The organism is Phyllobacterium bourgognense (assembly GCF_003337575.1).
GTDB lineage: Bacteria > Pseudomonadota > Alphaproteobacteria > Rhizobiales > Rhizobiaceae > Phyllobacterium > Phyllobacterium bourgognense.
Genome location: NZ_QPJM01000017.1, coordinates 88,783 through 114,678 on the forward strand (window position 1 = coordinate 88,783; position 25,896 = coordinate 114,678).

The following is a 25,896-nucleotide window of genomic DNA, read 5'->3' on the forward strand; positions in this document are numbered from 1 at the left end:
TCCCGCGGGAATGCTACTCCTCCAGGGGCTTGTGCGCTGTTTCGCGCGCCAGCAGCAGCACCAATCCCGTCACGCAAGCCGCACCTGCCACATAGATCGAGATGGCGTATGAGCTGGAATAGCCCGTGAACAATGCCGCCATAATCAACGGAGCGAATCCACCGCCGATAATCCCGGCAAAAGTATAAGCGAGCGATGCGCCGGTGAAGCGGATACGGGTCGGGAATTGCTCGATGATGAATGACGCCTGCGGACCGTAAAGACACGCATGCACGATCAGGCCACCAACGGAGGCGAGCACGATCGCCATGGTCTGCGCCGTATCGAGCAACACGAACATGAAGAAGGCCCAGATGATCGCGCTGAGGACGCCGAGCGCGAGCACGGGTCGCCGTCCCCAATGATCGGACAAGATCGCAAAGAGCGGAACGGCCAGCGCGTTGAATCCCGTACCTATCAAGAGAGCCATCAGGGCCGTGGACTTTGGTAGTTGCAGGACCGTGGTCACATAGGTCAGCGTGAAGACAACGATCAACCCGTAGAGCACATCGCCGCCGATGCGCGAACCGCCGGCTAGCAAAAGGCGGCGCCAATGATTGGTGACGACCTCCTTGATCGGCGCCTTTGCCTTGGTATGCGCCTCTTCCAGATGCTTGAACATCGGCGATTCCTCAATGCCGTTGCGAACCCACAGCCCAAACGTGACCAGAACCAGACTGAGAAGAAAAGGAACGCGCCAGCCCCATGCGAGGAACGTTTCGTTGTCCATGAGCGACGTAAAGCCATAGATCAGACCGGTCCCAAGAAGGGTGCCCAGGGCGGGTCCCATCTGTGTCCACGAGGCATTGAGCCCCCGCTGGTCCTGCCGTCCATGCTCGACTGCCAGCAAGACCGCGCCCGCCCATTCGCCGCCGAGAGCAACACCCTGCACGAAGCGCAACGTTATCAGCAGCAGCGGCGCCAGTATTCCGGCGGAGCCATAGGTCGGCAGCAGGCCGATGGTCGCAGTCGTTAGCCCCATGATGATCAGCGTTATCACGAGGACGGCGCGGCGGCCGATCTTGTCGCCGAGGCGGCCAAAAAACAGGCCGCCGAGCGGGCGTGACAAGTAACCGATCGCGTAGGTGGAAAATGCCAGCATCGTGCCGACCATGGGATCGACGCTCGGGAAGAACAGCTGGCTGAAGACCAGCGCCGCCATCGTGTTGTAGATGGTGAAATCGTAATATTCCAGCGTCGTGCCGATCATGCTGGCAAGGGCCAGACGCTTTGGATGAGCTGTATGTAAGCCGATACTCTCGGCGGTGCCGGTAAATGATGACATTGGAAATCTTTCTGTTCGAAATGGTGTAAGAATAAACTTAACGCGCGCAATAATCCGCAATAGGATACGCAGCTGCTATTCGTGTCAAGCACGCAAGTGCGGTAAAGGCTGATTTAATAAGCAAAGACGCGAATTGCTTGAATAACAGGCAGCAATTCAACCTGGCTGCGGCATCGTATCGAAAAATCTGCGCGGTGATTTTGGTTTGGCGCGCTTTGGCGCTTCCGGTGCATAACGCTCATAACGCACGCCGGGAAAAATGGTGATTTCGGCGCTCGTCTGCCGTTTGGTGTCCGCGTTGGCGCGGCGTTTTATTGCGCTGCCTGGAAATGTGATGACCAATCCCATATCGCCCATCCGTTTTAGGATGTGTCGATATTCGCGATCATGACGAGGCGAAAACGGTGGTTTTCGAGAACCGGAGCGGTGCGGACTTGAAGTACGTGAGCACCGGATCGCAGAAAAGTGCCGTTTGCAGGCCGTCATGGCGTGAATATCAACGCATCCGAGTTCGTTGATCTCCTTGATACGCAGATGCTTACGCGCGCACGATTTGCGCCATAATTTTCAATAGCCCGCCGATGGTTAACGGTTTGCTAAGGCTTCGCAGCTAATTTTAGCCATTGTTTAGGGTTCTGGGCTCGTAACCTCGTACTGCGTCTCGTGGAGTTCTGTTCGTGAAGTATCCTGAGTTTCGGGCGCTTGAAGACCGCAGTAGCGGCAGCAAGGCTGACGATCTCCTGACAGCGTCGATTACCGCCTTCTGCTGTGTCACCAGACCGGCAAAGAGCGATGCGCAGCAACTCGAGGACCTCGCGGTCCCGCTGCTCGCCCTTGCTTCGCAGCGCGTGCGGCGCCATGCGGCGGCAGCTTTGTCGGAATTCTCCCACGCACCGAAACGGCTCATCATTGCGCTTGCAGAGGACGAGGTGGATATATCCGCGCCGCTTCTGTTGCGCTCGCCGGTTTTGAATACGTCCGACCTGATCGACATCATCGCGCATAAGGGACTTGGCCACGCGCGCGCCATCGCGCGGCGCGAGATTGCCGATCCTGAACTTCTGCGCGTGCTGCATGGGTTCAACGACCCTGCCATTGAACGTGCTTTGACGCCTCAATCGAATTTCGCCCATGGCAGGGAAAGCGACATGCCCGACACCCTCTCGACCCAGGAATCGCCGCGCCTGCGCGAAACGCGTGAGGCACTGAAGGCGCTGATGCGCGACAGCGATGCCGGCTTCTCCAGCGACCAGGCTTTGGCCGAACATCTTGTCGATGCGGCTCTTCTCGACCAGACCACCTCCTTCGAACAGGAGTTTGCCAAAGCGCTCGACCTCGACGCCGACAGCGCAAAACGCATCATCGGCCGCGGCCTCAATGCAGAACTGACGATCGCTCTGGCGTCTCTCGGGCTTTCTGCCGAGGCCGCACATCTCGTCCTGACCGGGCTGTTCGGTCTCGTCCACAAGGATCTGCACTCGCTGCGCCTCTTCGTGCAATCCTATCGACAGATCGATCAGGAAAAAGCAGAGGCGACCGTCGAACGCTGGAAGGCACAGGAAAACTCGCAGAAACTGCGGCAGAAATTGCGCGAGATGGCCGCGGACTTCGAGAACGGCGCGCGCAAGGTTTCTTGAAACGATCGAGGCCTTGCACGACTGCAGTACGTGATTCGACAAGCTCACCATGAGGGAGGTTGTTTTGGCTGCAAGATGAACGTCACCGGTGAAATGCCTGGCTCCCTGCGATCACCCATCTCCCTCATGGTGAGCTTGTCGAACCACGCACAGCCGGTTGTTGCAATCTTGCTCTTAATCCTACGTCGCCACAGGAAATAGCTCACCCCGGTCGCCGCGATAATCCTCGATCTCGACGATCCACAAATCCCGATCCCAGCGCTTCTGCTTTTCCAGATCGTCATTGATTTCCATTTCGGCCACGCTGGTCTTCAGTGGCGTGAACAGCCGCTCATCAGGCTTGGTTTCGTCATAGACCATCTGAGGCGCCGGCCCGAACAAATCATAGCTGCCGTCCGCATTGCGGAACTTGATGAAAATGGCACCGGCCTCGGCCGCGCCTTTATTGCTCAACGCCGCAAACGCACCGGAGCCGTTCACACGCCTGACCAGCGCCGAAACCCAGAATTCAGATGTCAGGCGCATGCGGTCTCTCCATGATATCGATTCCAACAGTCAAGCTGGATCGAGATTCGCGTTATGACGAGACGAAAATGGTGGTTTTAGAGCACCGGAGCGGAGCGTACATTAGGTACGTGAGCACTGGAGTGCAGAAAACGCCATTTGCAGGCCGTCAGAGCGTGAATCTCAGTTGATCAGGCCGATTTCCTGCATCTTGGCAAGCAGCTTTTGATCCGGTTCGCCCGTCACCGGCAGGCGGAACAGCTTCTGGAATTCGCTCACGGCACTTTTGGTGGAGGCGCCGACCTTGCCGTCAATCTCGACCATGTCATTGCCGAATGCGCGAAGGCCCGCCTGAACCCGCACGATCTCCGCGGGCGACAATCCGCCAGCGCTCGCGACGGCTGCATTGTCGTGCGCCGGACTGGTGGAAACCTTTTGGATCGTAGCCTTTTCTTGTGTCTGTTCCGGCTTCTTCTCCGGTATGGCAATGCTCGCGGTGGTCTCGCTGGCATTGTCGACAGCCTGCTCGGGCTCGATGCCCATAGCGGCCGTTGCCTTGCGATAGGCGTCGATAGCGGCGCGGGTACCCTTGCCGGAAATCCCGTCGACAGTGCCGCTGTAAAAACCAAGCGCCAGCAGTTTCTGCTGCAGCTTGGCCACTTCCGGATCGCCGCCCGGCGCCAGAACCGGGTCGCCATTGATCGCGGCGGCAATCGGGTCGGGGCTCTGCGGAACGGGAACAGATTTTACCTTGCGAATGGGCGCGTCGGCCGATTGTGCCTGCGAGGTGCCACCCGGCAACGAAATATTGCTTTGCTTGACCGGTTTGAAGACGAGTTCCGGCCGCGTGCGGAAGAACACGCCTTCATGGACATGCGGCTGATACCAAAGCGCATTGGCGGAGATGAAACCGAGCGTCACCAGGAAGGCCGTCGTGCCGCCGGCAATACCGGGATTGCTGGCGATCAGACTGCCGGTTGCGAAAACAGCTACGGCGAACTTGCCCCGCCTCGGAGCGCGCCGCTTGCTGCTAGGCCGACTTACGGGCTTCCTCATGGGAACCTCCCTGGATATCGCTTTCGATCTTGAATTCGACAATGTTCGCCTCGTCGGAAAAATGCTCGATCGCCGGCCCGTCCAGGGGGATGCGCACGTCAACAACGGTGCCCTGGCCCGGAGTACTCTTGATCCTCATCTCGCCGTCATGCAGCCCGACAAGGCCCTTGACCGTGGCAAGGCCAAGGCCCGTACCTTCGTGGTTGCGCGTGTAGTCGTTCTGCACCTGCCGGAAAGGCTGGCCCAACGTCTTCAGGTCCGCTTCGGCAATGCCGATGCCCGTATCGCTGACGGAGAAGGCCAGCATGTTGTCTTCGATCAGCGCATCGATGGTGACGACGCCGCCGCTTTCAGTAAACTTGATGGCGTTTGAAACCAGGTTGATCAGCACCTGGTTGACGGCGCGGCTGTCGGCAACGACATTGCCGATGCGCGGGCTGACACGGTCGCACAGGGTCACGCTTTTTTGCGAGGCCTGGTGCGCCATCATGTCATGCACCATGGTCACGGCATTCTTGAAGGCGAAGCTCTCCGTGAAGATCGGATAGGTGCCCGCTTCGATCTTCGACACATCGAGAATGGCGTTGACGACGGAAAGGAGATGATTGCCTGACTGGTTTACAAGTTCCACGTACTCACGCTGGCGTCCGTCCGGCAGCTTGCCGCAAATCTCCTGCAGCAGCACATCGGAAAAGCCAATGATGGAGTTCAGCGGTGTGCGCAGTTCATGGCTGACCGAAGCAAGGAATCGACCCTTGGCGATTTCAGCGGTTTCGACCTCACGGCGCGCAATTATCAGTGCATTGCGGTCGGCCACGGCTTGGGAAATATCGGTCGCGACAACGACAAATCCTGCGTCCTGGCTATGCGGAACGGCGCGCAGGCGATAGGTGGCGAAGCGCACGCTATGGGCATGTTTTGATGTCGCGCCCGGCGCAACACAACGCAGCTTGATCTCGGCCGTCGCACTCGAAGCACCGCTCTTCATATCCGACAGGAAACTCAAAAACGCAACGCGATCCGACACATGCACGCGGTCGAGCAGAGGCGTGCCAATCAGGAGATTGCGTGCGATGCCGAACTGGTCCTGCGCATTGGGGGACAGCGCGAGAATGAGCCCGTCCGTTCCCAGACTGAACACGACGCCGTCGATGGCGTTCTCCAGATCGGCCACGCGATCATCGCGGCGGGCAGCAGCGCTGTGGGCGGCGAGAGTGCTGGCTGTTCTGACAATGAGTGTCGCCAGATAGCCCAAGGAAGCAAGCAGCACCAAGGGCGACAATGTCACGCTTTCACCTGCCCGCATCGCAACGACAAAGAATGTTGCAAGCACCCCGGCGGCAATGCCAGCCGGCAGGCCAATGGATCTATCATTGCGGCAGACAAACCAGCTTTCGAGAGGAATGGCCGCGGCCATGATCCAGAGCAGCAAATTCGCCGATGGTGTGGTGACGCCGATTGTGGCGACAGATAGCGAATAGGCCATGAGCGCGCTCATGCCGACCGATGCGCTGTTCTTCGATACCGAAAGCGCACCGCAAAAGATCATTGGAAGCGCCAGAACGCCGGCAACCAAGCTCAACATCGCGTCGAGTTCACCCGCGATCGAGTGGCTGGTGATCAATGCGACGGCCAGCATCAGCGGCATGCCGAGAAACGCGCCGGCCATGCGCGCGTCCCGCTCGGCGGTAGCACCACCAGCAGCGGACGGACTGACCCAGCGCTTGCACAGGCGTTTGTAGCCTGCCGCAATTCTGGATTGTGTGACGGAGTGGATCGGCACCAACTTTTTCCTGCTTTCCGCAAAATCCGGCCAGAGCCGGATAAGTCGCGGTCATTTCCCGAATGTCTTTTGCAACATTCCTGTCGGTGTTAACTTTTGCAGATGAGGCTTTAAGGAAAGGATAAAGCGGGGCCACCGGACGCCAAGCGAACCATGTTTCAAGCGATTGTGACGGTCATGGTAAATGAAGGGTTTCGGCTTTGAGCAGCTTTGCCGTCCAAATCGCAAAGCACCGGTGTCGCGAACCGCTTTTGAAAAAGCGAAGGGCACCACAGTGACTGTATCGTTCGTCAAGGCCGACTCGGTGCGAACGCCGGCCTCGCCTGCTTCACTGTGAAACCCTTCTTACAGGGCAATAAGGATTTTGCCGCCTTCGACCTTGACCGGGTACGTTCTCAAATTGACGCAGACAGGCGCGCCCTTGGCCTGGCCTGTGCGATAGTCAAAGCGTCCATTGTGCTTGGGACATTCGATGACGTGATCCATCACCAGTCCGTCGGCAAGATGAACCTGTTCATGGGTACAAAGCCCATCAGTCGCATAATATTTGTCTTCGGGCGAACGATAGATCGCAAAGGTCCTGCCGTTGTGATCGAAGCGAACGACATCCTCCTCGTCGATATCGTCGGCCCCGCAAGCCATAATCCAGTTTTCGACGTCAACGCTGCTCATTATCATCCTCCTCGGTTGGTTTATTCTGCAGCCACGGCGTGCATCGGCAGTGGACGGCGGACGTACCAGCCCGGGTCCTTCACCTGTCGCAGCACGGCGGGAATAATCTCTGCATAGCAGGCCCATAGACCCTCATAGGCGGGCGGGCACTCGTCCTTGATCATCTCATGCAGTCTGGGAAGGTTATAGAACGGCACCATCGGGAACATGTGATGCTCCACGTGGTAGTTCATGTTGATATACATAAAGCGGAAGACCGGATTGGTTTTCCAGGTGCGCGTGCTCAGACGATGATCGCGAATATCCTCCTGCATGCCGGCGTGCTGCGTGAGGTTAAAGAGCTGGGCCATGAAGCCGCCGTAGAAACGGGGCAGCACCACGAACATCGCCGGCAGGATCGATTGCGTCAAAACGCACGCAACGATGACGGCAATGAATACCGCGACAAAGGCTCGCGATGACCAGAAGACCTTGCGTTTCTCCCCCTCCGGAATGAAGTGGCGTCCCTCCTCGTTCAGGTTTCCGAACGCGTGACGCACGATAGAGGCGATCTGGGTCAGTCCCGACTTGATGAAGAAGAGATCAAGGAACATGCCAACTATGTCGGGCGGGCGTGGCACGGCAATTTCCGGGTCGCGGCCGACGAAAAGCGTTTCCGTGTGGTGGCGCGAATGGCTCCAGCGCCAGTAGTGTCCCTCGTGCAAGGTCATGAAGCCGTTCAGATGATAGAGAATCTCGTTGATCCGGCGCGTCTTGAACGGGGTGCCATGGGATAGCTCATGCGCATGATGGTCGGCCATGGAATAGACCAGCCCATAGACAATGAAGGCCGGAATGCACCACCAGGTATCCCACGTCAGGTATGCTACGATCCCGGAACCAGCGAGAAGTGCCAGCCAGACGCCAAAATGTCTGAGACCTGCCGCATCGGACCGCTTGATGAGTTGCTTGAATTCCTTCCGATCCACCTTCGCCGAAAACCATTCGGCCTCGACCTTCTCCTCGAAGGCATCACCCGTTATGACGGCGGCACCGTCGGCGTTGCCCACCAAGGCATAACTTCGAATTCCATCACGCATTTCGGCCTCCCTGACGAACCCGGAAAATACGTCGACAGGCTCGCTCACACAATTGGAATGAAATATTTCCTTTCAAAAACTGTCCGGTTGAGCAACAATGACGTGAAAGAATTATGTCATGGAGCTTACATGCGCCGTCCCAACATGACCACGCTCGCAAAAGAAGCCGGAGTCGGCCTTTCTACAGTCGATAGGGTGTTGAACCGCCGCGCGGATGTGCGGGAGGAAACCGCCAGCCGCGTGCTGGAAGCAGCCGAGAGAATCGGGTTCTACGCGACGCCGCTCCTGCGCCAGCGGCTGAAGACCGACGCACCCCAAAAGACTTTCGCGTTTCTTCTCCAGCAGAAGACGACGGCGTTTTACGAACTACTGGGAACTGCACTCCGGGAGGCCGTTGAGAGCAGCCCCGCGATCCGTGGAAAAGCGATCGTCGAGTTCATGGATGACCTCACGCCCGGAGCCGTCGCCGAGACGCTGAGACGGGTCGGTCGCGGTGCTGACGGCGTCGCCATCGTCGCCGCCGACCATCCCAACGTTACGGCGGCCATCGACGAGCTGGCGGCCAGACACATCCCGGTCATCGCGATGATTTCGGATCTGACTGCTCCGTCGCGCGCCGGTTACGTCGGCCTCGACAACAGAAAGGTCGGCCGAACTGCAGGCTGGCTTCTTGGCAACATGATCCCCGCCGCCCCGTCTTCGGTAGCAATCTTCGTCGGCAGTCACCGCTATCTCTGCCAGGAAGCCTGTGAGATTGGCTTCCGGGCTTTCCTGCGCGAGAATGCCCCACATCTTCATCTTCTCGAACCAGTCGCTACATTCGAGAGTGACCAATACGCGTTCGAGGCAATTCTCGACCTCGTAAAGCGGCATGAAGGTGTCAAAGGCGTCTATGTCGCCGGAGGCGGTATCGGCGGAGTGATGGCAGCAATGAAAGAGCTTGAGGCCCACAAGCGCCCCCTCGTTGTCGGCCATGATCTAACGGAAGCGACGAACGTTGGCCTCTTCAGCGGCACGCTCAAGGCGGTCCTTTCTCATCCCATTAAAGAAATTGCCAAGGAAACTGTAGAAATCCTTATCGCCCGCACCTCAGCGGCGCGCGATGCACCAGGCATCACGCACCGAATTCTGCCAATGCAGATATTTACGCCAGAAAGTGTCTAGGAACGTTGTTCGGCCCAAACCGCTCGGGCTGTTGCCCCAACCCGTTTTGCCCTCAGCAGTTATTAATCGTTCGTTTCTATGATCGTTCAAATGCAGAAATGCGTTTCAACGGGTTTTTGCAGGATCTGTGTCAGTGTCCACCACGAAGGGTTGAATAGCGACGCTATAGAGGACTGCTGAAATGTTCTTTCTGATCAGGTTTGCGATCAAATTCTGCTTCTGGATGATGCTGATCTCCTTGTTCATACCCGTGGACTCCAAGGACAATCCTCAGGGCGCGGGCCAACCCGGACCGATCGCGGCCTTTCTGGCTGCACAGGAGACGATCAGCGATCTCAGCGATTTCTGCACCCGCAAGCCACAGGCCTGCGAAACCGGCAAGGCCGCACTCTCCAATGCCGGCGTCCGCGCAGGCGAGGTCGCGAAGGTCGGCTATGAGTATCTCGATGCGCGCATGGGCGAGGATTCGAAGAAACCCGGCACGCAAAACGCCGAAACAGAATCCGGCCAGGGAGACGCCATAAAGGCGAAACTGCGTGAAATGGCCTTGCGCGAAATTCTCGATGCCGCCACCCGCCAACGCGAACAGGCGAACGAGATCGATGACAAGACCGAGACCGGGACCGTTTCCCGGAAGTGATCGAGCTTTTTCGATTCAGGCGGTGACGTTGGCCATTCAAATCACTATATGTGATGCATGGCACAGACAATTGACGATATTTTTGCTGATTTCGACTTTCTCGATGACTGGGAAGATCGCTATCGCTATGTCATTGACCTCGGCCGCGACCTGAAGCCTTATCCGGAAGAAGCGCGGGATGCCGCTCACAAGGTCAGGGGCTGCGTCAGCCAGGTGTGGTTGAAGAGCACGCTTAACAGTGACACCGATCCCGTCATCGAGTTCGTCGGCGATTCCGACGCGCATATCGTGCGCGGTCTCGTCGCCATCATGATGGTGCTCTATTCGGGCAAGCGCGCTTCCGAGATCATGGCGATCAACGCCGAAGCAATATTGAAGAAACTCGGCCTCGACGAACATCTGACGCCGCAGCGGTCCAATGGCCTGCGCGCCATGATCGGCCGTATCCGCGGCGAGGCCCAGAATGCCCTCGCCCCCGCTGAGGTCACCCAGCACTAGGTTGTTATTGTAGCGCGAGACCTTCCGTCACTACGGCATCTCCTTTACGAGTCTTTGATCGCATCATCCGTCGCCTTCAGTTGCATAGCTTCAGCCCCATGCAGTGAAGCGCGAACTCGAGCAAGTCGTGTTGCAGCGCTCTGCGCACGACCTCTGTCTTGGTGCGAGCTTTGGTCAAGCTTTGGAGTTCGCTCACCATGGCGTCAATGTGGCTGTCACGGATTTGCAGCGCCATTTTGATAATATTGCCATCGGTGACGCGTGCCAATTCTCCTTTAGTTTATAACCGGCCGGTAATCCTCCGTGCCCCAGTGAATAATCCGCGGGTTTCTTCGTGCAAGCGCCGGCGGGTGATAATGGCGATCGAGTACCGCCAGCGCAGTTTTCAGGATCAGTTTTGCCGATCGCACCGGCCATTGCCGTTCGCGTTCAACAGTCTCCAGCCCCTTCAAAAAGCAGCAAACGTCGATCAGCACGCCGGACAGTTCCGGTCCGACCGCCTCCAACGCCCACTCGACACGCTGGCGGGCCGCGAGTGCCGTATCGGTGATCTCAAGCACAGCATTGGCGCGTGAACCGGACCCGGTGACGTCCCAGTTGACGCCGATCGAGGGCATGAGATTGCCGAGTGTAAAATCGGATCGCAGTCGCTCGCCCGCCTTGAACGCCTCATCGTCGATCAGCGGCAGGCCCTTTGCATCTTTGCGCTTGCGCAGCATCGCCAGCGGCGACTCCGCGTCATTGCTGCGCAGCCGCATTGATCCGCGATCATCATCAATGGCAATCGTCGCTTCGCTCCGATGCTGCCCGGCATAAGGGTCGTTCGTGCATTCCAGACGGCGAAGCCGGGCGCGTCCCGCATCGCTGATCGAGATCTTGCCTTTGCTCAGGGCCCCGAGACCTCGGCTCAGCGCGAACTTCACAACGTTTCGTGTCGCGGAAATCGTGCCATATGCGCCGCTTTCCAGAACGAGCCTGTCAGAACTTTGCGTCTCGACAATTTCGGCTGCACCTTTGGCGATAAAACGCAACAGCCGTGCAATTTCCTTGTTGGCCGGCTCCATCATGCGCGCAGTCTCCCACTTTCTACGTAGGCTACCCGAATGATGTTTTCGATCGTCTGGATGATCCGGTCGAATTCCAGATCCTCGCGCATGTCCTCGACCAGATGGCAGGCATGATTGACCGTGCTTCGATCGCGACCGAAGGCGCGGCCCACCTCGCTCATGGTCAACGCGAGTGTGACATGCGCCACATACATGCCGATCTGTCTTACCCTTGCCACTGAACGTTCGCAGCGCGAATGAGAACGCAGATCCCGGCCGTTCACATTGAAAAAAGCCGACAGAATATCAAGGACTCCGTCGCATAGCTGAAAAAGGCGCTCATCGACCGGCGCCTCCTCGTCGACGACCGCCAGCACGGGCCGCTTGAAACGGCATCGCCTCGGCTTCAGTGTATCGGTGACGGCCCGGGCTTCGGCTCCGGAGCGGATCAGGCGGGGCAAACTCGAAGACATTCTCACTCCACTTTGATGTAGGAATATCTTCTTATATCCAAGCGAACAAGGGCGTGGATAAGTTTTCTCACGCCCTCCAGCTAACAGTCTGTTATCATAGACTTTTTTGTTACATGTCGATTATTATAGGACTTTTATCCTGCATCGCTGGTGTTTAGCCATACTGCGTCTATCCCTCAACAAGGAATGAACGCATGTGGGCAATCGATTGGACCAAACAACGGAGCGCGTTTATCGCCGCAAAGGACAAGCATGCCAGCGAGGCGCGGCAGCGTCTGGTTCTGCAGATATTCTGCAACGCCGATCTGGATGGATTGATGGCGCAGGATGATGAGACAAAGTCTCATACATGCAGGCGGCTGAAGCGCCTGATCGAGCGTGAGCGGCTCAAAGGCGTCAAAGGCCACTGGGGCTACGATCTCAATCGCCACATTGGATTGAAACAGGCGCTCGATACATTGAAGTCATCGATGCGGGAAGACGCTGTCAGTCAATGATCGTCACCGAGATGATACTCCAAACGCGAAACGGCGCCTCTCGGCGCCGCTTCGTCATTAATGGACCTGCTTAGCGGTCTCTTGCGCTCGCACCCAAGATGCGGGACTACCGGAAACGCGTAAAACCCGCGTATCAGATGTGCATCAGCGTCGACAAAGCTCTTTAAGCGGCCTTCTTGCGCTTGCGACCCAGGCCCATATTCTTTGCCAGGCGCGAACGGGCTGCTGCATAATTCGGAGCGACCATCGGATAGGAAGGATCGAGGTCCCACTTCTCACGATACTGTTCAGGGGTCAAATTGTAGTGCGTCATCAGATGGCGCTTCAACGACTTGAACTTTTTGCCGTCTTCGAGGCAGACAATAAAATCATCCGCGACAGACTTTTTCGGATTGATAGCTGGCTTGGGTTTTTCCTGGATGGCAGTTACGGCTTCCAGACCACCGCCAACCCGGCCAAGGGCTGCATGAACATCAGAGATGAGGCCGGGCAGATCGCCGGCCGGCACTGAGTTGTTGCTCACATAAGCAGCAACCAGTTCCGCTGTGAGTTCCAGCAGCACGTCACTACCAGTTGTGTTTGAATTGTCGAACGTGGTCATCTAAGTCCAATTCCTTCGTCTAATTTGAAATCTGGATAGGTAGATTAAAATCACCAATATAAAGTCGATAACAGGCGAAGTCTCCTACGCCATTGGTAACAATCTATTCCTGATTTCGTTGAAAATGTCAAATCAATACTTTGCCCACGAAAGAAATATTTCAAATAATCCCCAAGACAGAGATTAACCGTTGGCAGTAGGATATAGACACAAGAAACCGGAACCTGGTTGCCCACGCAGTAACAAGAATGCGTATGCGAAAGGATTTGCGCCATACCACTAAGACAAAAAATGGCAAAAATGAGGAATGCGCCGCAATACTTCAAGCATTCTATAATAACAGATATTGCGATGTTTAGTGTTCATCCCTACATCTGGAGAAAAAGGAACCAACGATGAACACAAAGACATTCAAGGTCGTTAAAACGGACGCTGAGTGGCGTGAACAGCTCACGCCGGAGCAATATCAAATCACCCGAAATCACGGGACCGAGCGGGCATTTTCCAGTCCGAACTTCGATAGCAAACTCAAGGGATTATACAAATGCGTCTGCTGCGATCGTCCGCTGTATCGCTCTGAAACCAAATATGAATCCGGCACAGGCTGGCCAAGTTTCACCGCCCCGATCGAGCCTGATGCGGTCAATGCGATCGAGGATCGCTCCTACGGCATGGTGCGAACCGAAATAAAATGTGCCGATTGCGATGCGCATCTCGGCCATGTTTTTCCGGACGGCCCCCCCCCTACCGGTTTGCGCTATTGCATGAATGGCAATGCCTTAGTCTTTGATCAGGATTGACCAGCCAGTAACTTGGTTTACACCTTGTACTGATCTCACTCTTTCCGGCGGATTTTCTGTCCGTCGGGTTATCATTTGAAAGTTTTTTCCATGACCGATACGCCACGTTTTGCGAGCATCCCGGCGCCCCAATCCGAAAAAAAACCTGTGTCCGATACGCGCCACGGCATCACCCGTACAGACAATTACGGCTGGATGCGCGCTGACAACTGGCAAGACGTTTTTCGCGATCCTTCGACGCTTGACCCGGCGATTCGCATCCACCTCGAAGCGGAAAACGCCTACCAGTCATCGCTGATGGCAGACACCAAAGACCTTCAAGTGAGGCTTTTCGACGAGATGAAGGGCCGGATCAAGGAGGATGATTCGTCGGTTCCGTCCAAAGACGGGCCCTACGCCTACGGGACCTCCTACAAGACCGGCGGCCAGCAACCGCGCTTTTTCCGCACGCCGCGCGATGGCGGACCTGAGACCATGCTGCTTGACGGCGATCTCGAAGGCGAAGGCAAGCCCTATTTCCGGCTAGCCTCAGCGGATCACTCTCCCGATCACAGCAAGATGATCTGGGGCTTCGATGACAAGGGTTCAGAGTTCTTCACGCTGAAGGTGCGTGACCTCGCGACGCTGCAGGATACCGCCGAGACGGTCAGCGATACAGCCGGTGGCGGCGTGTGGAATGCCCAGTCGAATGGCTTTTATTATACGCGCGTCGATGCCAATCACCGGCCGTCCCGCCTGTTCTACCATAAGCTCGGCCAGCCCGAGAGTGAGGACCGCCTGATCCACGAGGAGAAAGACCCGGGTTTCTTCCTCGGTGTCGGTGGCAGCACGCTCAATGATTTTGTCTTCATCGATATCCACGATCACGAAACCTCGGAAATGTGGCTGCTGCCAGCCAATGACGATACCGCCGAACCGAAACTCGTCATCGAACGGCAGACAGGCGTCGAATACAGCCTCACCGAGGGCGGCGATGTCTTCTACATCCTCACGAATGCCGATGGCGCCAAGGATTTCAAGATCATGAGCGCGCCGGTGGATGCGCCGGAAAAGGCCAACTGGACCGAGATTGTTCCCCACAAGGCCGGACGTCTGCTCCTCGGCCACTCGGCCTACAGCAACCATCTCGTCTGGCTCGAGCGTGAGAACGGCCTGCCGCGCATCATGATCCGCGACCGCCATTCGGGCGAGCAACATTCGATATCGTTTGATGAAGAAGCCTATGCGCTTGGTCTGCAGGGCAGCGCCGAATATGACACGGAGATCATCCGCTTCTCCTATTCGTCCATGACCACGCCGACCCAGCTCTACGATTACAATATGCGCACGCGCGAGCGCACTTTGCTCAAGACGCAGGAAGTACCCTCCGGGCACAATCCGGACGATTATATCACGCGCCGTTTGCTCGCCCCGGCACCGGATGGCGAGATCGTACCCATCTCGATCGTCTATCATCGCGACACGAAGATCGACGGTTCGGCGCCTTGCCTGCTTTATGGCTATGGCTCCTACGGCATCACCATTCCGGCGAGCTTCAACACCAACTGCCTGTCCCTCGCCGACCGCGGCTTCATCTACGCCATCGCCCATATTCGCGGCGGTAAGGACAAAGGCTATGACTGGTACGAAAACGGCAAGCGTCTGAAGAAGAAGAACACATTTACCGATTTCATCGCCGCGTCCGAACATCTCGTCGCGGAAGGATTCACCAGCCATGACCGTATCGTCGCGCAAGGCGGTTCCGCTGGAGGTCTGCTGATGGGTGCCATCGCCAACATGGCGCCAGGCAATTTTGGCGGCATCATTGCCGAAGTGCCCTTCGTCGATGTCATCAATACGATGCTCGACGACACGCTGCCGCTCACCCCGCCGGAATGGACCGAATGGGGCAATCCCATCACCTCGGCCACCGACTATGCCTACATGGCCTCCTATTCGCCCTATGACAACATCGTCGCGCAGGACTATCCGCCTATCCTTGCCGTCGCTGGCCTCACCGATCCGCGTGTGACCTATTGGGAACCGGCGAAATGGGTGGCAAAGCTGCGGGACTTCAAGACGGACGGCAATCCGGTGCTTTTCCGCATCAACATGGATGCGGGCCATGCCGGCGCCTCGGGGCGTTTCTCGCGGCTGGAAGAAGTCGCCTATGTCTATGCGTATGCGTTGAAGCTGGTCGGAAAAACCGGCGTTTCGGGATCAAGCTGAGATCGGCTCAGCCAGGCGAGCGTGGGTCGATTGGCGTGATCGGACGCAGGTCCAGAACAAGCTCAAGCGCACGCGCAGCAGCCAGGACACGTCCCTCAGCCCGTCCGCGGCCAACGATCTGCAGCCCGACGGGGCGTCCATCAGCGGTGAACCCGCAAGGAAGACTTAGCGCTGGCGAAGTCGTCAGCGTGATCGCATAGGCTATCGCCAGCCACTCGACATAATTTGAGAAGGTGTAGCCGTCACATTCCTTCACGTACCGCTCGCCTACGGGATAGGCGGCGACGATCGTCGCCGGACAAAGCAGCAGGTCATAGGTGTCGAAAAACGCGTTCATCCTGCGGAACATCGCGGCGCGATTGTTTTCCGCCCGGACAAGGTCTGCCATGGAATAGCCGAGACCCTTCTCGATATTCCAGACGACTTCGGGCTTCATTTTATCTGCATGGCTTTCCAGAAGGCCCGCATAACTGGCGGCGAAGGCCAGGCCCCGCATGACCTGAAAAGTATCATGTGCTTCGGAGAGGTCGGGATGCGCTTCCTCGACAAGGGTGCCAATCTCGCCAAAGCGTGCGGCCGCCGCGCGACAAATCGATGCCACCTCCGGATCCACCGGCGTGATGCCGAGATCTGCGGAGAAAGCAACACGCGCGGGCCGCCAGCCGGAGCGCGCTGCAGCAAGGAAGCTTTCAGTTCTCGGCAACGACAGAGGGTCTGCAGGACTCTCGCCGGTCATCGCATCAAGGAGAAGCGCCGTGTCCTCGACAGTACGGCCCATCGGCCCCTTGACCCCCAGCAGGCGATCGATCTTGGCTCCCGGATTGCTGGCAACGCGGCCGGGGCTGGGGCGCAGTCCCACCACGCCGCAGAAACTTGCGGGATTGCGTAAACTGCCTCCAAGGTCGGATCCTTGCGCCACCCAAGCCATGCCAGTGGCAAGTGCCACCGCCGCCCCGCCGGATGAACCCGCAGCCGAGAGCTTCGTGTTCCAGGGATTGAGCGTCGCGCCAAAGACATCGTTGAATGTATTGGCGCCCGCACCAAACTCCGGCGTGTTTGACTTTGCGTAAATGACGCCGCCTTCAGCCTCGATCGTCTCGACGAGAATGTCGGATTTCTCTGGGACGTGGTCGGCGAAGATCGTCGAACCATAGGTGGTACGCACGCCGGCCACGTCCGTCAGGTCCTTTATTGGCACCGGCAGACCGGCCAGACGGCCGCGGCTGCCAAGGGGCCGTTGCATCAGCAGGCGGGCTTGTTCGCGAGCGCGATCGAAGCAGAGGATGGGAAGTGCGTTGACGGCAACATCGACAATCGCCGTGCGCGCTTCAAGCGCATCGAGACAGTCGAGCGGCGTCACCTCACCACGATTTAGCAGATCGACAACGTCGCAGGCGGGCATGCCAGTCAGACCCACATCACCTGCCATGACCTAGTCCTCTGCCGGAGCGCCGCAAGACGGTACTATACTTGTCTTCGGGGCGGTGTCCAACCCGCGTCTCGTAACTGTAACGTACTGCCCTTCGTCCGTCCTGCATGTCAACTTCTCCCTGGGATCGCATTCCCCAGGGAGAGGTTCGATGTTCGAAGAAACCAGAAGATGTACAGGCCGCAGAGGCGGCCTGTTGATAACCATGCTTTGTATGGCCGGTCTTTTCGCCGCCACCGCCGCCGCCCAGCAACCAACAGCAGCGCAGCAAAGCGCCATCAAATCCGCTTGCCGTTCCGATTTCATGGCGCAATGTTCGGGTGTGCAACCCGGAGGCAAGGCCGCACTCACCTGTCTGCAACAGCATAACTCGTCACTCTCCTCGGCATGTCAGTCCGCAATAGCGGCGATCGGTGGAGCAAAATCCGCACCGGCGGCATCTTCAACCGGCACGGCAACTGCCCCCGCGACAGCGACCGCTCCCGCGACAGCGACTGCTCCTGCCGCAGCCGCCCCCGCTGCTGCCGCCCCCGCCCCGTCTTTCACGCCGCGCCAAGAGATGATGATCGTGCGCCAATCGTGCGGCCCTGATTTCCGGAGGTTGTGCAGCTCGGTCGCCTTGGGTGGTGGACGCGGCATCGCATGCCTGAGAAACAATCTCGCCCGCTTGTCACCGACTTGTCAAAAGGTGCTGACAGCAGGACGTTAGTGCCTCACGCGCCTTTCACTTCGCCGTGCTGCGGCGTTCGCGCAGTTACCTGCGCGTTGAAATGAGCTATAAATTACGACGCCCGCTCAGAGCCTGACCGCAAATTGGTCAGGGCGTGGCGAAAATGGTGATTTTCGAGCACCGAAGCGGAGCGTACGTTGGGTACTTGAGCATCGGAGCGCAGGAAAGCGCCATTTGCAGCCTGCCTTGGCGAATTTACGCTCAGGCTCTCGGGGGATTCGGACGCTTGGTTTGTTCTTGAAGAGCCTCGGAGATTTAGATGAAAAAAAGCGCATTTGCCCTGTTACTCGGCCTTGGTTTCCTGGCGCAGCCTGTTATTGCTGTCACCGGTATGTCGCAAGCACAGGCTGTTCGCAAGAATGTCAGCGAATATGCCGGCCAGCGCTGCAACACGCCGCCGCGTGGATCCGGGATCATCGTCGGGCAATATACCGGTACGACCGACAACCCAATCCTTTCCATGGGCGGCGACAATACGACGGTCTCGTTCTTTCGTTGCTTCACCTCCATGCAGGAGTGCCAGGGCTGGCTCTACACCTTGCGCAGCAAATACACCGATGGAAATTCAGTGCTGATCAGTTGCAAGAAGAGATAGGCTTGCTGCGAGGCTCGCAGCACCAGACATGACGGCGGAAACGGGCCACCGCAAGTTGGCCGGAATTGACCAGCAGATATTGACCGCTTGGGGCAGTTTGTCACGACAGGAGTGACAGCCGGATTTACAACGGAGGACTCTCACATCCACCGGCTTTGATCACTCGCCGCCTTTTTTGGCGGTGACTACGGTCGGTTTTGTTGCTTGCGGATCGCAAATCTCCGCCGGCCCGATTAGCGCGGTATCGTTGCCGTCCGGCCCAAAGGATGGCGGGATATTTGCCGCAGGCTTCGATCCCCAGCAACTCGGCTTGTCACCAAGAGTGAAGTCGAGCTTCACGTTCCCACCTGACGGATCGATGGGCAACCAGGTGCTATCATGCGCCTTGCCGTCGACCTTCAGGTTCTGGACATAGGTTTTGCCAGGGTTTTGCGCCTTAATGGTCATCAGCCTGTTCTCACCCTGCCAGATTACCGCTTTTTCAAATGTCGGGCTGACAAGTGTGAGACCCGCAACCGCTGGAATTTCCGGATAAAGACCAAGCATGCTCCACACCAGCCACCCAGATTCCGCGCCGAGATCGTCATTGCCCGGTATGCCGTCCACCTTTGTGGTGAACTGGTTGGTTCTGATGCGTTGGACGACGGCCTGCGACTTATAGGGCTGGCTGGTCCAATTATAGAGGAACGGCGAAGCGAAATTCGGCTCGTTGCCGATCCACATGTAGCCGGGCAGGTCTTCATAGGCATTGACATAGGTCGTGAAAGTATCGAGCCGGGCCAGCGCCGCCTTTTCACCACCCACGGCGTTGATCAAGCCGCGAATATCATGCGGTGCCATCCAGGTATATTGTTCCGCGTTGCCCTCGCGGTATTGCTCGGTATAGTTCCGCCTGTTGTCGCCTTTGTTGTCGGCGGCGTATACGCTTGGCCAGCTACCATCCGATCGCCGCGGCTGAATTTGCGGATGAGGTTGTTTGCCATTGGCTTTTGTCCATGCTTCAACCACGGGACTTCCCGATTCCCATTTATCATCTTTGTTCCAAACCACGTTCTTCCAGTCCGGATTGAACAGGTTTTGCCAATTGCCGGAGCGTTTGCGTAAGGTCGCCGCCTCATCGCCGGAACCACCAACGATCACCTGATCATCCTTCGTGCCAAGTGCTGTGACGAACCGGGAAATGGCAAAGTCGGTGCTCGTATATTCCATATTGGTCGAGGTAGCGCCCTGCTCATTGCTGTTGTAGGGGATGTAGCCCAGCTTCATGTAGTCGCCAAGCCCGCGAAGGGTCGTCTTCCCGCCGCACTGCGTCGTCCGTCCGAAGGCGGTATCGCGCATGGTCTTGCTGGCTGCAGCCGTATCGAAATTGCGGGCGCCATAGGCATGGGCCTGCGCCACGATGATCGAGACGCCATCCCCCGGCATGATCGGGCTTGAGGAATTACCATGCACCCACATCGGAAAGGTGCCACCGCACTGTTTTGCGTCATTGACCAGAGTTTGCATCATATCGCTGAGTTCATGCGGATAGAGTAGCGACTGCAGCGGGATCAGCGAACGATACGTATCCCAGCTCGAAAAGCTCGAATAGTGGACGCGATCCTTTTCAACCTTTTCCGTCTTGGTTGCGCCGAAGCGGATATACTCGCCATTAACGTCGCTGAAGGTCGACGGCGTCTGCAGCGAATGATAGAGCGCCGTATAAAACTTCCTGGTGTCGTCGGCGCTGCCGCCGCTGATCTGGATTGCATTCAGCCGCTTGTTCCAATCGGCGCTTGCTTGCTCCCGCACCTGCTCGAAAGTTGCATTTCCGCTTTCCTTCTCCAGGTTTTCCTTGGCATTCGCGGCGTTGACATAGGAAAGACCAACCTTGGAACGCACGACGGTTGGCGCGCCGGCCACGGCAGTGAAGGTGAGCGTTGTGAAATTCCCGGACGTCGTTGAAGGCGTGAAAGCTTGATCGAACACTGCGTGGAAGTACACGTTGAACCGGCCGCCGGAGCCGCAGAAGCCGCCGTCACTCGTGTAGCCGGAAACGCTTTTCGACGCTGCATCGACAGTGAGCGTGCCGGAGCCGGTGCTCGAGGCGGCATCGATGCGCAGCAGCGCGCTCTTGCCCGCCGGATAGGTGAACTTGCCGAGCCCCGTGCGTGTCGTTGCGGTCAGTTCGGTTTCGATGCCACTGTCGGGGAGTTTGATATAGTAGTAGCCGGGCTGAGCGGCTTCCTGTTTGTGGTCGAGGGCTGGTTGCGTTTCGTTCGCAGAGGACATCGGCAAAAACGGAATAGCGCTGCCCGCATCACAGCCAACGCCACTCAAGTGAGTGAGAGGGAAGCCGACTATGCGGTTCATCTCATAATGGTAGCCTTTGACGGAATAGCCTCCCGGCGTGTTCGTATCTGGCCCCCAATTTACCATACCGAATGGCCGGCCCGCTGCAGGGAATGTGAACGCGCCCATACTCTGTCCGCCCCCTGGGCCATCGTACATCTGCCCGGGACCCGTGCCAATGAACGGATCAACAAACTGCGTGAGCGCCATATCAACGCGCGGATTACTGAGTTTGTCGATCGCCGCCTCCAGCGTGGCAATTCGCTTCTCAAGCTCTCCGGCAGATTTCTCCGTACCGAGCTTTGCCTTGCCGAGGCCCTCCGTCAATTCGCCCAAAGTCTGTTGCAGCTTTTCAATCAGCATCTTGTCGGCTTTGCCGTCCGCAAGGCCCTGAAGCAGTTTTGTCAAAGTTGTGGTGCTGGCCGGGTCGCCCGCCAGCTTCACCGCTGCGTCATAATCCGCCTTCAGCACGGCAAAATCACTTTGCAATGTGCCAAGCTTGATCCGGTCTTCGCCGGACAGGGTTTTCGCGTCCAGCGCCTCCAAGGCAGCATCGATCTTGTCGAGGTGAGCGGAAAGCGCGGCCAGCTGCTTCAAACCCTCTTCCGATGCGGCAACCCGGCTTTGCAGCGCAGCTACATCCTGCTTCAACTCGACGAGACCCAGCGCCTGCAATTGCGCCAAAGCAGCCTTGAGCTCGGCATAAGTCTGCTCGTTCGCCTGATCTTTCCTGCCGATCTCGTTCTTGAGCTGGTCGATTTCGGCCTTCAGCTGATCAAAGGTGCCTTGCGATCTCGTATCGGCTGGCGGGCTCTTGTCGTCGCCGCCGTTACACCCGGCAAGCATGGTCGAGGCGAGAAGCCCCGCCATGAATATGCGTCGTAGTGTCATGGTTTCCTCCAAAATGGATTTCTTGAAAATGTTCTGAAACTGAAAAATCATCGCGTCAGGCGCGAGGTGGTTGCAATCAACCACGCTTCAAACCGCGCTCCTCCCAGGGCGGTCTAAGCCGATTAAATAAGAGTCTGTGATTAATTCGCCTCGGCGATAGGGTCAATTCGCCTTAAGTATAAGAGAATGAATTGATGGCCAGCTTTCGCTCCAGCATAGAGCTGGCAAAAGAAAAAAGGCCGATGGAGCGATCCATCGGCCTCTTATCTGCATGTCGAGCGTAAACTTATGTCACTAGAACCGGCGTCTTGTTCGGCACGCGGTCATAAAGGTCGATGATGTCCTGGTTGATCAGGCGCACGCAGCCAGATGAGACGGCCTTGCCGATGGACCACCATTCCGGCGAGCCGTGCAGGCGATAGAGCGTGTCGACGCCATCCTTGAAGAGATAAAGCGCGCGGGCGCCTAGTGGATTTTTAAGTCCCGGCTGCATGCCGCCATTGCGCGCACTGTACTGCACCAGCTCTGGCTGACGGGCGACCATTTCATCTGGCGGCGTCCAGGTTGGCCAATGGCGCTTCCACTGGACGACGGCGCGGCCCGACCAGGCGAAACCTTCCTTGCCGATACCGACGCCGTAGCGGATCGCCTGCCCGCCTTCGCGCACCTGATAGAGGAATTTGTCGGTCGTATCGACGACGATCGTCCCCGGCTGTTCGCCGGTCGGATCCTGCACGATCTGCCGGAGATAGCGCTTGTCCATCTTTTCGATCGGGATCGCCGGCAGCATGTAGCCATCGTCTTCACGGGCCGAATACATGGATTGAAAAGAAGCGAAAGCCGGGTCGACATCCATTTGCGGCGACGCGAGGGGATTGCCATAGTCATCGACCTGGATGACCGGCCTGTCGTCGCGGATCTGTGCGCAGCCGGCGAGACCGGCTGCAGCGGTGGCGGTCAATGCAGCCAGAAAGCCGCGACGGGAAAGTGTATTTTGCATCATTGAACCAGGTTGGTGGCGGGATGGGCGAGCGGGAAGTTGCGCCGCCTAAACGCACAATGAATATGGCGGCTAACCGTTGACAATAGGGCGCAAACAAGGCGACTGGCCGACTGTTGCCGCGCCGCAACAAAAAGCCCGTACCCAACGGAATTGGCCGTTCAACTTCGGATAAACAATTCGTGAGCCTGGCAGCAGGGACCTGGAAGGCAAGGTGACGTGTGCGGGGAATTTTCGGAAGCGTGGCCCGGCATGGAGAGGCAACCGGCCAGGCGCTCCAGAATGCAACCGGAACACCTTTCTCTTTCTATTAACAACCCGAAATCGTGTAGCTTCTCACAACATGCATGTTATTTGACCGTGCCTCGAATTCAGGCAGTTGACACAACGGCATTTAGCCGCAAAGTTCTGCCAACTATATTGCACTTCATATTGCCTGATTTTTTTAAAGGACGCTTTTCATGTATGAATTTTCAGGGGCGGATTCCGCCCGTTCTCCATTATCGCCTTCATTCCATCGCGTGCGCCGCAAGCTGCTTTCGTTTGTGTCAGCAGCTGCGATCGCTATCGCATTGCCGACAGTTCCAGCTTTGGCGCAGGAGGCGGGCAAGTATTTCATGGCCGATGGTACGAAAACGGATGATCTCGGGAAGGCGGCGGAAAGCTGGCGCACACCGGAATTCCTGAAGGATCACGCCCTGGCGGGTGTGAAGGCCGAATATGCCTATGCTTTTGGCTATACGGGCAAGAAGGTGATTCTCGGGGAAGTGGATTCGGGCGTCCTCGCCTTTCATCCGCAATTATCGGGCAAGTTTACGTCACTGACCGTTACAGGCACCTATGGTGCCGATGGCTGGCGATACGAAGATGGCGACCACAATCGCACATGGAAAGCGGGTGACAAATTCTCGATCAGTGGAGACTATGACGTCCTGATCAATGACAGCCATGGCACCGCTGCAGCGGGGGAGATGGTAGCAAAACGCGACGGGCTGGAAATGCATGGTATCGCCTTTGATGCGCACCTGCTTTCGGCAAACTCGGGTGGAACGGATGGGAGTATATTTGGCCCCAATGCCGATTATGAATATCACAAAGAGGCATATGGTATCCTTGCCCGCAACGGTGCCCGCGCCATCAATTCAAGCTGGGGGCAGGAATATTCTAAGGCAGGCGACTATGGGACCATCGAGGGTCTGACCAAGCTCTATCATACGTTCGTGGGAAAGAAAACGTTTCTCGATGCTGCCTTCGAGGTCTCGAAAGACTATGGCGCCATCCAGGTCTGGGCTAATGGCAATGAGGGGCGCAACAACCCGCGCGCTGTTGTGGCAATGCCCTATTTTCGGCCGGAGGTGGAGCCCTATTGGATCGGCGTCACCGGTGTTACCAAGGATCGAGAATCCATATACGACCGTTGCGGCGTGACCAAATACTGGTGCATGGCCGGTCCAACCGTCGATATTTACAGTACCTCGGTACACCGAAATGGCACGGATTATGATTTTGGCGGTGGAAAGCTCACCGACAAGATCGAGGCTGGTTATACCCCCACCTACAATGGCACATCTGCCGCCGCGCCCAATGTGACGGCATCGTTGGGGCTGGTGATGGACCGGTTTTCTTATCTCACCGGCCCTCAGGCGCGCGATGTATTGTTTACCACAGCAGAACATCTTACCGATAATCGCGTTGTCAACGACAATATCGAGGCACCGAATGCGGTGTTCGGTTGGGGCCGGCCTGATCTGAAGAAAGCAATGAACGGCCCCGGACAATTTCTTGGCCGTTTCGACGCCAATTTGGGTGTGAGCATTACTGACACTTGGTCAAATGACATCAGCCAAGCCGCGCTTGATCAGCGTAAGACCGAAGAGGTTCTGGAGATTGCCGATTGGAAAACAAAAAAGACTGCCAGTGGATGGAATGATGGTCAGTCCGATGCGGAACGAGATGCGATTGTGCTGGAGCTAAAATCAGATGTACCTAGTCTGTTGAAAGCACTGGTTGCGGTCATTTCCACAGGAAAGTATGAAAAGGAGCTGAAAGGCGTGCGGGAGAACGGATTGGCTTCCGTTGTACTGGACCGTCTTATCACTAAGACAACCTACCCAACATACTTCGCCTATGCTTCCGATCCCCAATATCCGTGGCTCGCGCAAGCATATGGTCAAGATTTGTCAGCATTGCTGAACGACAAAACCTTTTCTATCCTTGACGGCGAAATCGACGAGACAAAGAATCTTCTTAGGGGCACCTTTAAAAACCAGGAAACCCGCACGGCCTATCTCGCGACGAAGCTTGCCGATCCCTCTTCCTACGATGCCGGGCTCACCAAATCCGGTTTGGGCAAACTTACCCTTTCCGGCAAGAATACGTATCGCGGCGATACGATCGTCGATGGCGGGGAGCTTGCCATTGCCCAAGGCGGCTCGATCGTCTCGAACGCTGTTGTCAATGACGCCGGCTTGTTCCGGGTCGATGGGACGGCGGCGAATGCAACGATCAACCAAGGCGGCGAATTGCGCGTCAACCAGACCGGCAAAACTGGCGATCTCACATTCGATGGCGGCTGGGGTGTTGTCGATGGCACGAGCGGCAACGCCAGCATCAACGGCGGTAGCCTGATCATCGGCAACGCCGGGACTGCTGGCGATCTTGTGCTGAATGGCGGCTTTGCCGCTGTCTATGGCATGGCCGGTGGTGCGGCTGTCATTGGCGGAGCGCTGCAGGTTGGCACGAGCGGGGTTACCGGCGATGTCACTGTCGATGGCGGCCTCGCCAGTCTCGATGGTTCTAGCGGCAAGGTTGCCATCAATTCGGGTGGCAGGCTTGCTGGCACTGGCCGCCTGGCAGCCCTTTCCGCCAATGCCGGCGGTACGGTTGCGCCGGGCCATTCGCTCGGTGTCTTGCATGTCAGCGGCGACGTCACCTTCCT

24 protein-coding genes are annotated in these 25,896 nt (G+C 57.3%); 9 read left to right on the plus strand and 15 right to left on the minus strand.

The genetic code is table 11. The annotated features are described in order from the left end of the window. Positions 1-13 precede the first annotated feature (13 nt). The gene (locus tag C7476_RS22540) at positions 14-1,324 is read right to left on the minus strand and encodes an MFS transporter (RefSeq protein WP_181872561.1); all 1,311 of its coding nucleotides are present in this window, start codon (positions 1,322-1,324) and stop codon (positions 14-16) included. Positions 1,325-1,480: 156 nt separating this feature from the next. Beyond that, a complete protein-coding gene (locus C7476_RS22545) occupies positions 1,481-1,672 on the minus strand; it encodes a hypothetical protein (RefSeq protein WP_147274711.1) in 192 nt (63 codons plus the stop codon). Positions 1,673-2,001: 329 nt separating this feature from the next. Between C7476_RS22545 and C7476_RS22550 the strand changes: the two genes are divergently transcribed. Beyond that, positions 2,002-2,961, plus strand: coding sequence for a DUF2336 domain-containing protein (locus C7476_RS22550; protein ID WP_181872562.1), 960 nt, complete (start codon positions 2,002-2,004; stop codon positions 2,959-2,961). Between the two features lie 180 nt (positions 2,962-3,141). On the opposite strand, the gene C7476_RS22555 is transcribed toward C7476_RS22550, so the two are convergent. The 5 genes from C7476_RS22555 to C7476_RS22575 all read right to left on the minus strand — a co-directional run bounded on the left by C7476_RS22555 (position 3,142) and on the right by C7476_RS22575 (position 8,055). Continuing rightward, positions 3,142-3,486, minus strand: a complete 345-nt coding sequence (locus C7476_RS22555; RefSeq protein WP_114432097.1) for a DUF1491 family protein — start codon at positions 3,484-3,486, stop codon at positions 3,142-3,144. Between the two features lie 162 nt (positions 3,487-3,648). Then, positions 3,649-4,521, minus strand: a complete 873-nt coding sequence (locus C7476_RS22560; protein WP_114432098.1) for a peptidoglycan-binding domain-containing protein — start codon at positions 4,519-4,521, stop codon at positions 3,649-3,651. After that, positions 4,496-6,304, minus strand: coding sequence for a sensor histidine kinase (locus C7476_RS22565; protein ID WP_114432099.1), 1,809 nt, complete (start codon positions 6,302-6,304; stop codon positions 4,496-4,498). The genes C7476_RS22560 and C7476_RS22565 overlap by 26 nt, the downstream gene beginning before the upstream one ends. A gap of 345 nt (positions 6,305-6,649) precedes the next feature. Continuing rightward, positions 6,650-6,976 (minus strand): MocE family 2Fe-2S type ferredoxin, encoded by a 327-nt coding sequence (locus C7476_RS22570; protein ID WP_114432100.1) that lies wholly within the window; start codon positions 6,974-6,976, stop codon positions 6,650-6,652. A 20-nt stretch (positions 6,977-6,996) separates the two neighbouring features. Then, a complete protein-coding gene (locus tag C7476_RS22575) occupies positions 6,997-8,055 on the minus strand; it encodes a fatty acid desaturase (protein ID WP_114432127.1) in 1,059 nt (352 codons plus the stop codon). Between the two features lie 129 nt (positions 8,056-8,184). Between C7476_RS22575 and C7476_RS22580 the strand changes: the two genes are divergently transcribed. The 3 genes from C7476_RS22580 (at position 8,185) to C7476_RS22590 (ending at position 10,357) form a co-directional block, all read left to right on the plus strand. Next, positions 8,185-9,219: a LacI family DNA-binding transcriptional regulator gene (locus C7476_RS22580; protein ID WP_181872563.1), complete on the plus strand. Its 1,035-nt coding sequence runs from the start codon at positions 8,185-8,187 to the stop codon at positions 9,217-9,219. Positions 9,220-9,400: 181 nt separating this feature from the next. Beyond that, entirely contained in the window at positions 9,401-9,859 is a 459-nt protein-coding gene (locus C7476_RS22585) for a DUF5330 domain-containing protein (protein ID WP_114432102.1), read from the plus strand. A gap of 57 nt (positions 9,860-9,916) precedes the next feature. Then, positions 9,917-10,357, plus strand: a complete 441-nt coding sequence (locus C7476_RS22590; RefSeq protein ID WP_114432103.1) for a SufE family protein — start codon at positions 9,917-9,919, stop codon at positions 10,355-10,357. A gap of 76 nt (positions 10,358-10,433) precedes the next feature. Here C7476_RS22590 and C7476_RS22595 read toward each other — a convergent pair whose 3' ends face one another. The 3 genes from C7476_RS22595 to C7476_RS22605 are packed head-to-tail and all read right to left on the minus strand — an operon-like array spanning position 10,434 to position 11,876. Beyond that, a complete protein-coding gene (locus C7476_RS22595; RefSeq protein ID WP_114432104.1) occupies positions 10,434-10,592 on the minus strand; it encodes a type II toxin-antitoxin system VapB family antitoxin in 159 nt (52 codons plus the stop codon). A 40-nt stretch (positions 10,593-10,632) separates the two neighbouring features. Further along, the gene (locus C7476_RS22600; protein WP_245426483.1) at positions 10,633-11,424 is read right to left on the minus strand and encodes a DUF6456 domain-containing protein; all 792 of its coding nucleotides are present in this window, start codon (positions 11,422-11,424) and stop codon (positions 10,633-10,635) included. Continuing rightward, complete coding sequence (locus tag C7476_RS22605) at positions 11,421-11,876, minus strand: helix-turn-helix domain-containing protein (RefSeq protein ID WP_114432105.1); 456 nt, start codon at positions 11,874-11,876, stop codon at positions 11,421-11,423. The genes C7476_RS22600 and C7476_RS22605 overlap by 4 nt, the downstream gene beginning before the upstream one ends. A 194-nt stretch (positions 11,877-12,070) precedes the next feature. On the opposite strand from C7476_RS22605, the gene C7476_RS22610 reads away from it, so the two are divergent. Beyond that, positions 12,071-12,373: a cytoplasmic protein gene (locus C7476_RS22610; RefSeq protein WP_114432106.1), complete on the plus strand. Its 303-nt coding sequence runs from the start codon at positions 12,071-12,073 to the stop codon at positions 12,371-12,373. 163 nt (positions 12,374-12,536) lie between these two features. Here the strand turns inward: C7476_RS22610 and C7476_RS22615 are convergent, their stop codons facing one another. Next, a complete protein-coding gene (locus tag C7476_RS22615; RefSeq protein ID WP_112527519.1) occupies positions 12,537-12,974 on the minus strand; it encodes a Ros/MucR family transcriptional regulator in 438 nt (145 codons plus the stop codon). A 395-nt stretch (positions 12,975-13,369) separates the two neighbouring features. Between C7476_RS22615 and msrB the strand changes: the two genes are divergently transcribed. After that, entirely contained in the window at positions 13,370-13,774 is a 405-nt protein-coding gene (gene msrB, locus C7476_RS22620) for a peptide-methionine (R)-S-oxide reductase MsrB (protein ID WP_114432107.1), read from the plus strand. A gap of 90 nt (positions 13,775-13,864) precedes the next feature. Beyond that, positions 13,865-15,982: a S9 family peptidase gene (locus tag C7476_RS22625; RefSeq protein ID WP_114432108.1), complete on the plus strand. Its 2,118-nt coding sequence runs from the start codon at positions 13,865-13,867 to the stop codon at positions 15,980-15,982. A 7-nt stretch (positions 15,983-15,989) separates the two neighbouring features. Here the strand turns inward: C7476_RS22625 and C7476_RS22630 are convergent, their stop codons facing one another. Beyond that, entirely contained in the window at positions 15,990-17,411 is a 1,422-nt protein-coding gene (locus C7476_RS22630) for an amidase (RefSeq protein ID WP_114432109.1), read from the minus strand. A gap of 390 nt (positions 17,412-17,801) precedes the next feature. Next, entirely contained in the window at positions 17,802-18,050 is a 249-nt protein-coding gene (locus tag C7476_RS29555) for a hypothetical protein (RefSeq protein ID WP_181872564.1), read from the minus strand. A 350-nt stretch (positions 18,051-18,400) separates the two neighbouring features. On the opposite strand from C7476_RS29555, the gene C7476_RS22640 reads away from it, so the two are divergent. Continuing rightward, positions 18,401-18,736, plus strand: coding sequence for a metallophosphoesterase (locus tag C7476_RS22640; protein ID WP_114432111.1), 336 nt, complete (start codon positions 18,401-18,403; stop codon positions 18,734-18,736). A gap of 159 nt (positions 18,737-18,895) precedes the next feature. Here the strand turns inward: C7476_RS22640 and C7476_RS22645 are convergent, their stop codons facing one another. Both C7476_RS22645 and C7476_RS22650 read right to left on the minus strand, forming a co-directional pair. Further along, complete coding sequence (locus C7476_RS22645) at positions 18,896-21,958, minus strand: GH92 family glycosyl hydrolase (protein ID WP_181872565.1); 3,063 nt, start codon at positions 21,956-21,958, stop codon at positions 18,896-18,898. Positions 21,959-22,244: 286 nt separating this feature from the next. Then, a complete protein-coding gene (locus C7476_RS22650; protein ID WP_114432129.1) occupies positions 22,245-22,958 on the minus strand; it encodes a L,D-transpeptidase in 714 nt (237 codons plus the stop codon). A gap of 461 nt (positions 22,959-23,419) precedes the next feature. On the opposite strand from C7476_RS22650, the gene C7476_RS22655 reads away from it, so the two are divergent. Further along, positions 23,420-25,896, plus strand: a 2,477-nt coding sequence (locus tag C7476_RS22655; protein ID WP_147274712.1) for a S8 family peptidase, incomplete at its 3' end; no start/stop codon positions are given.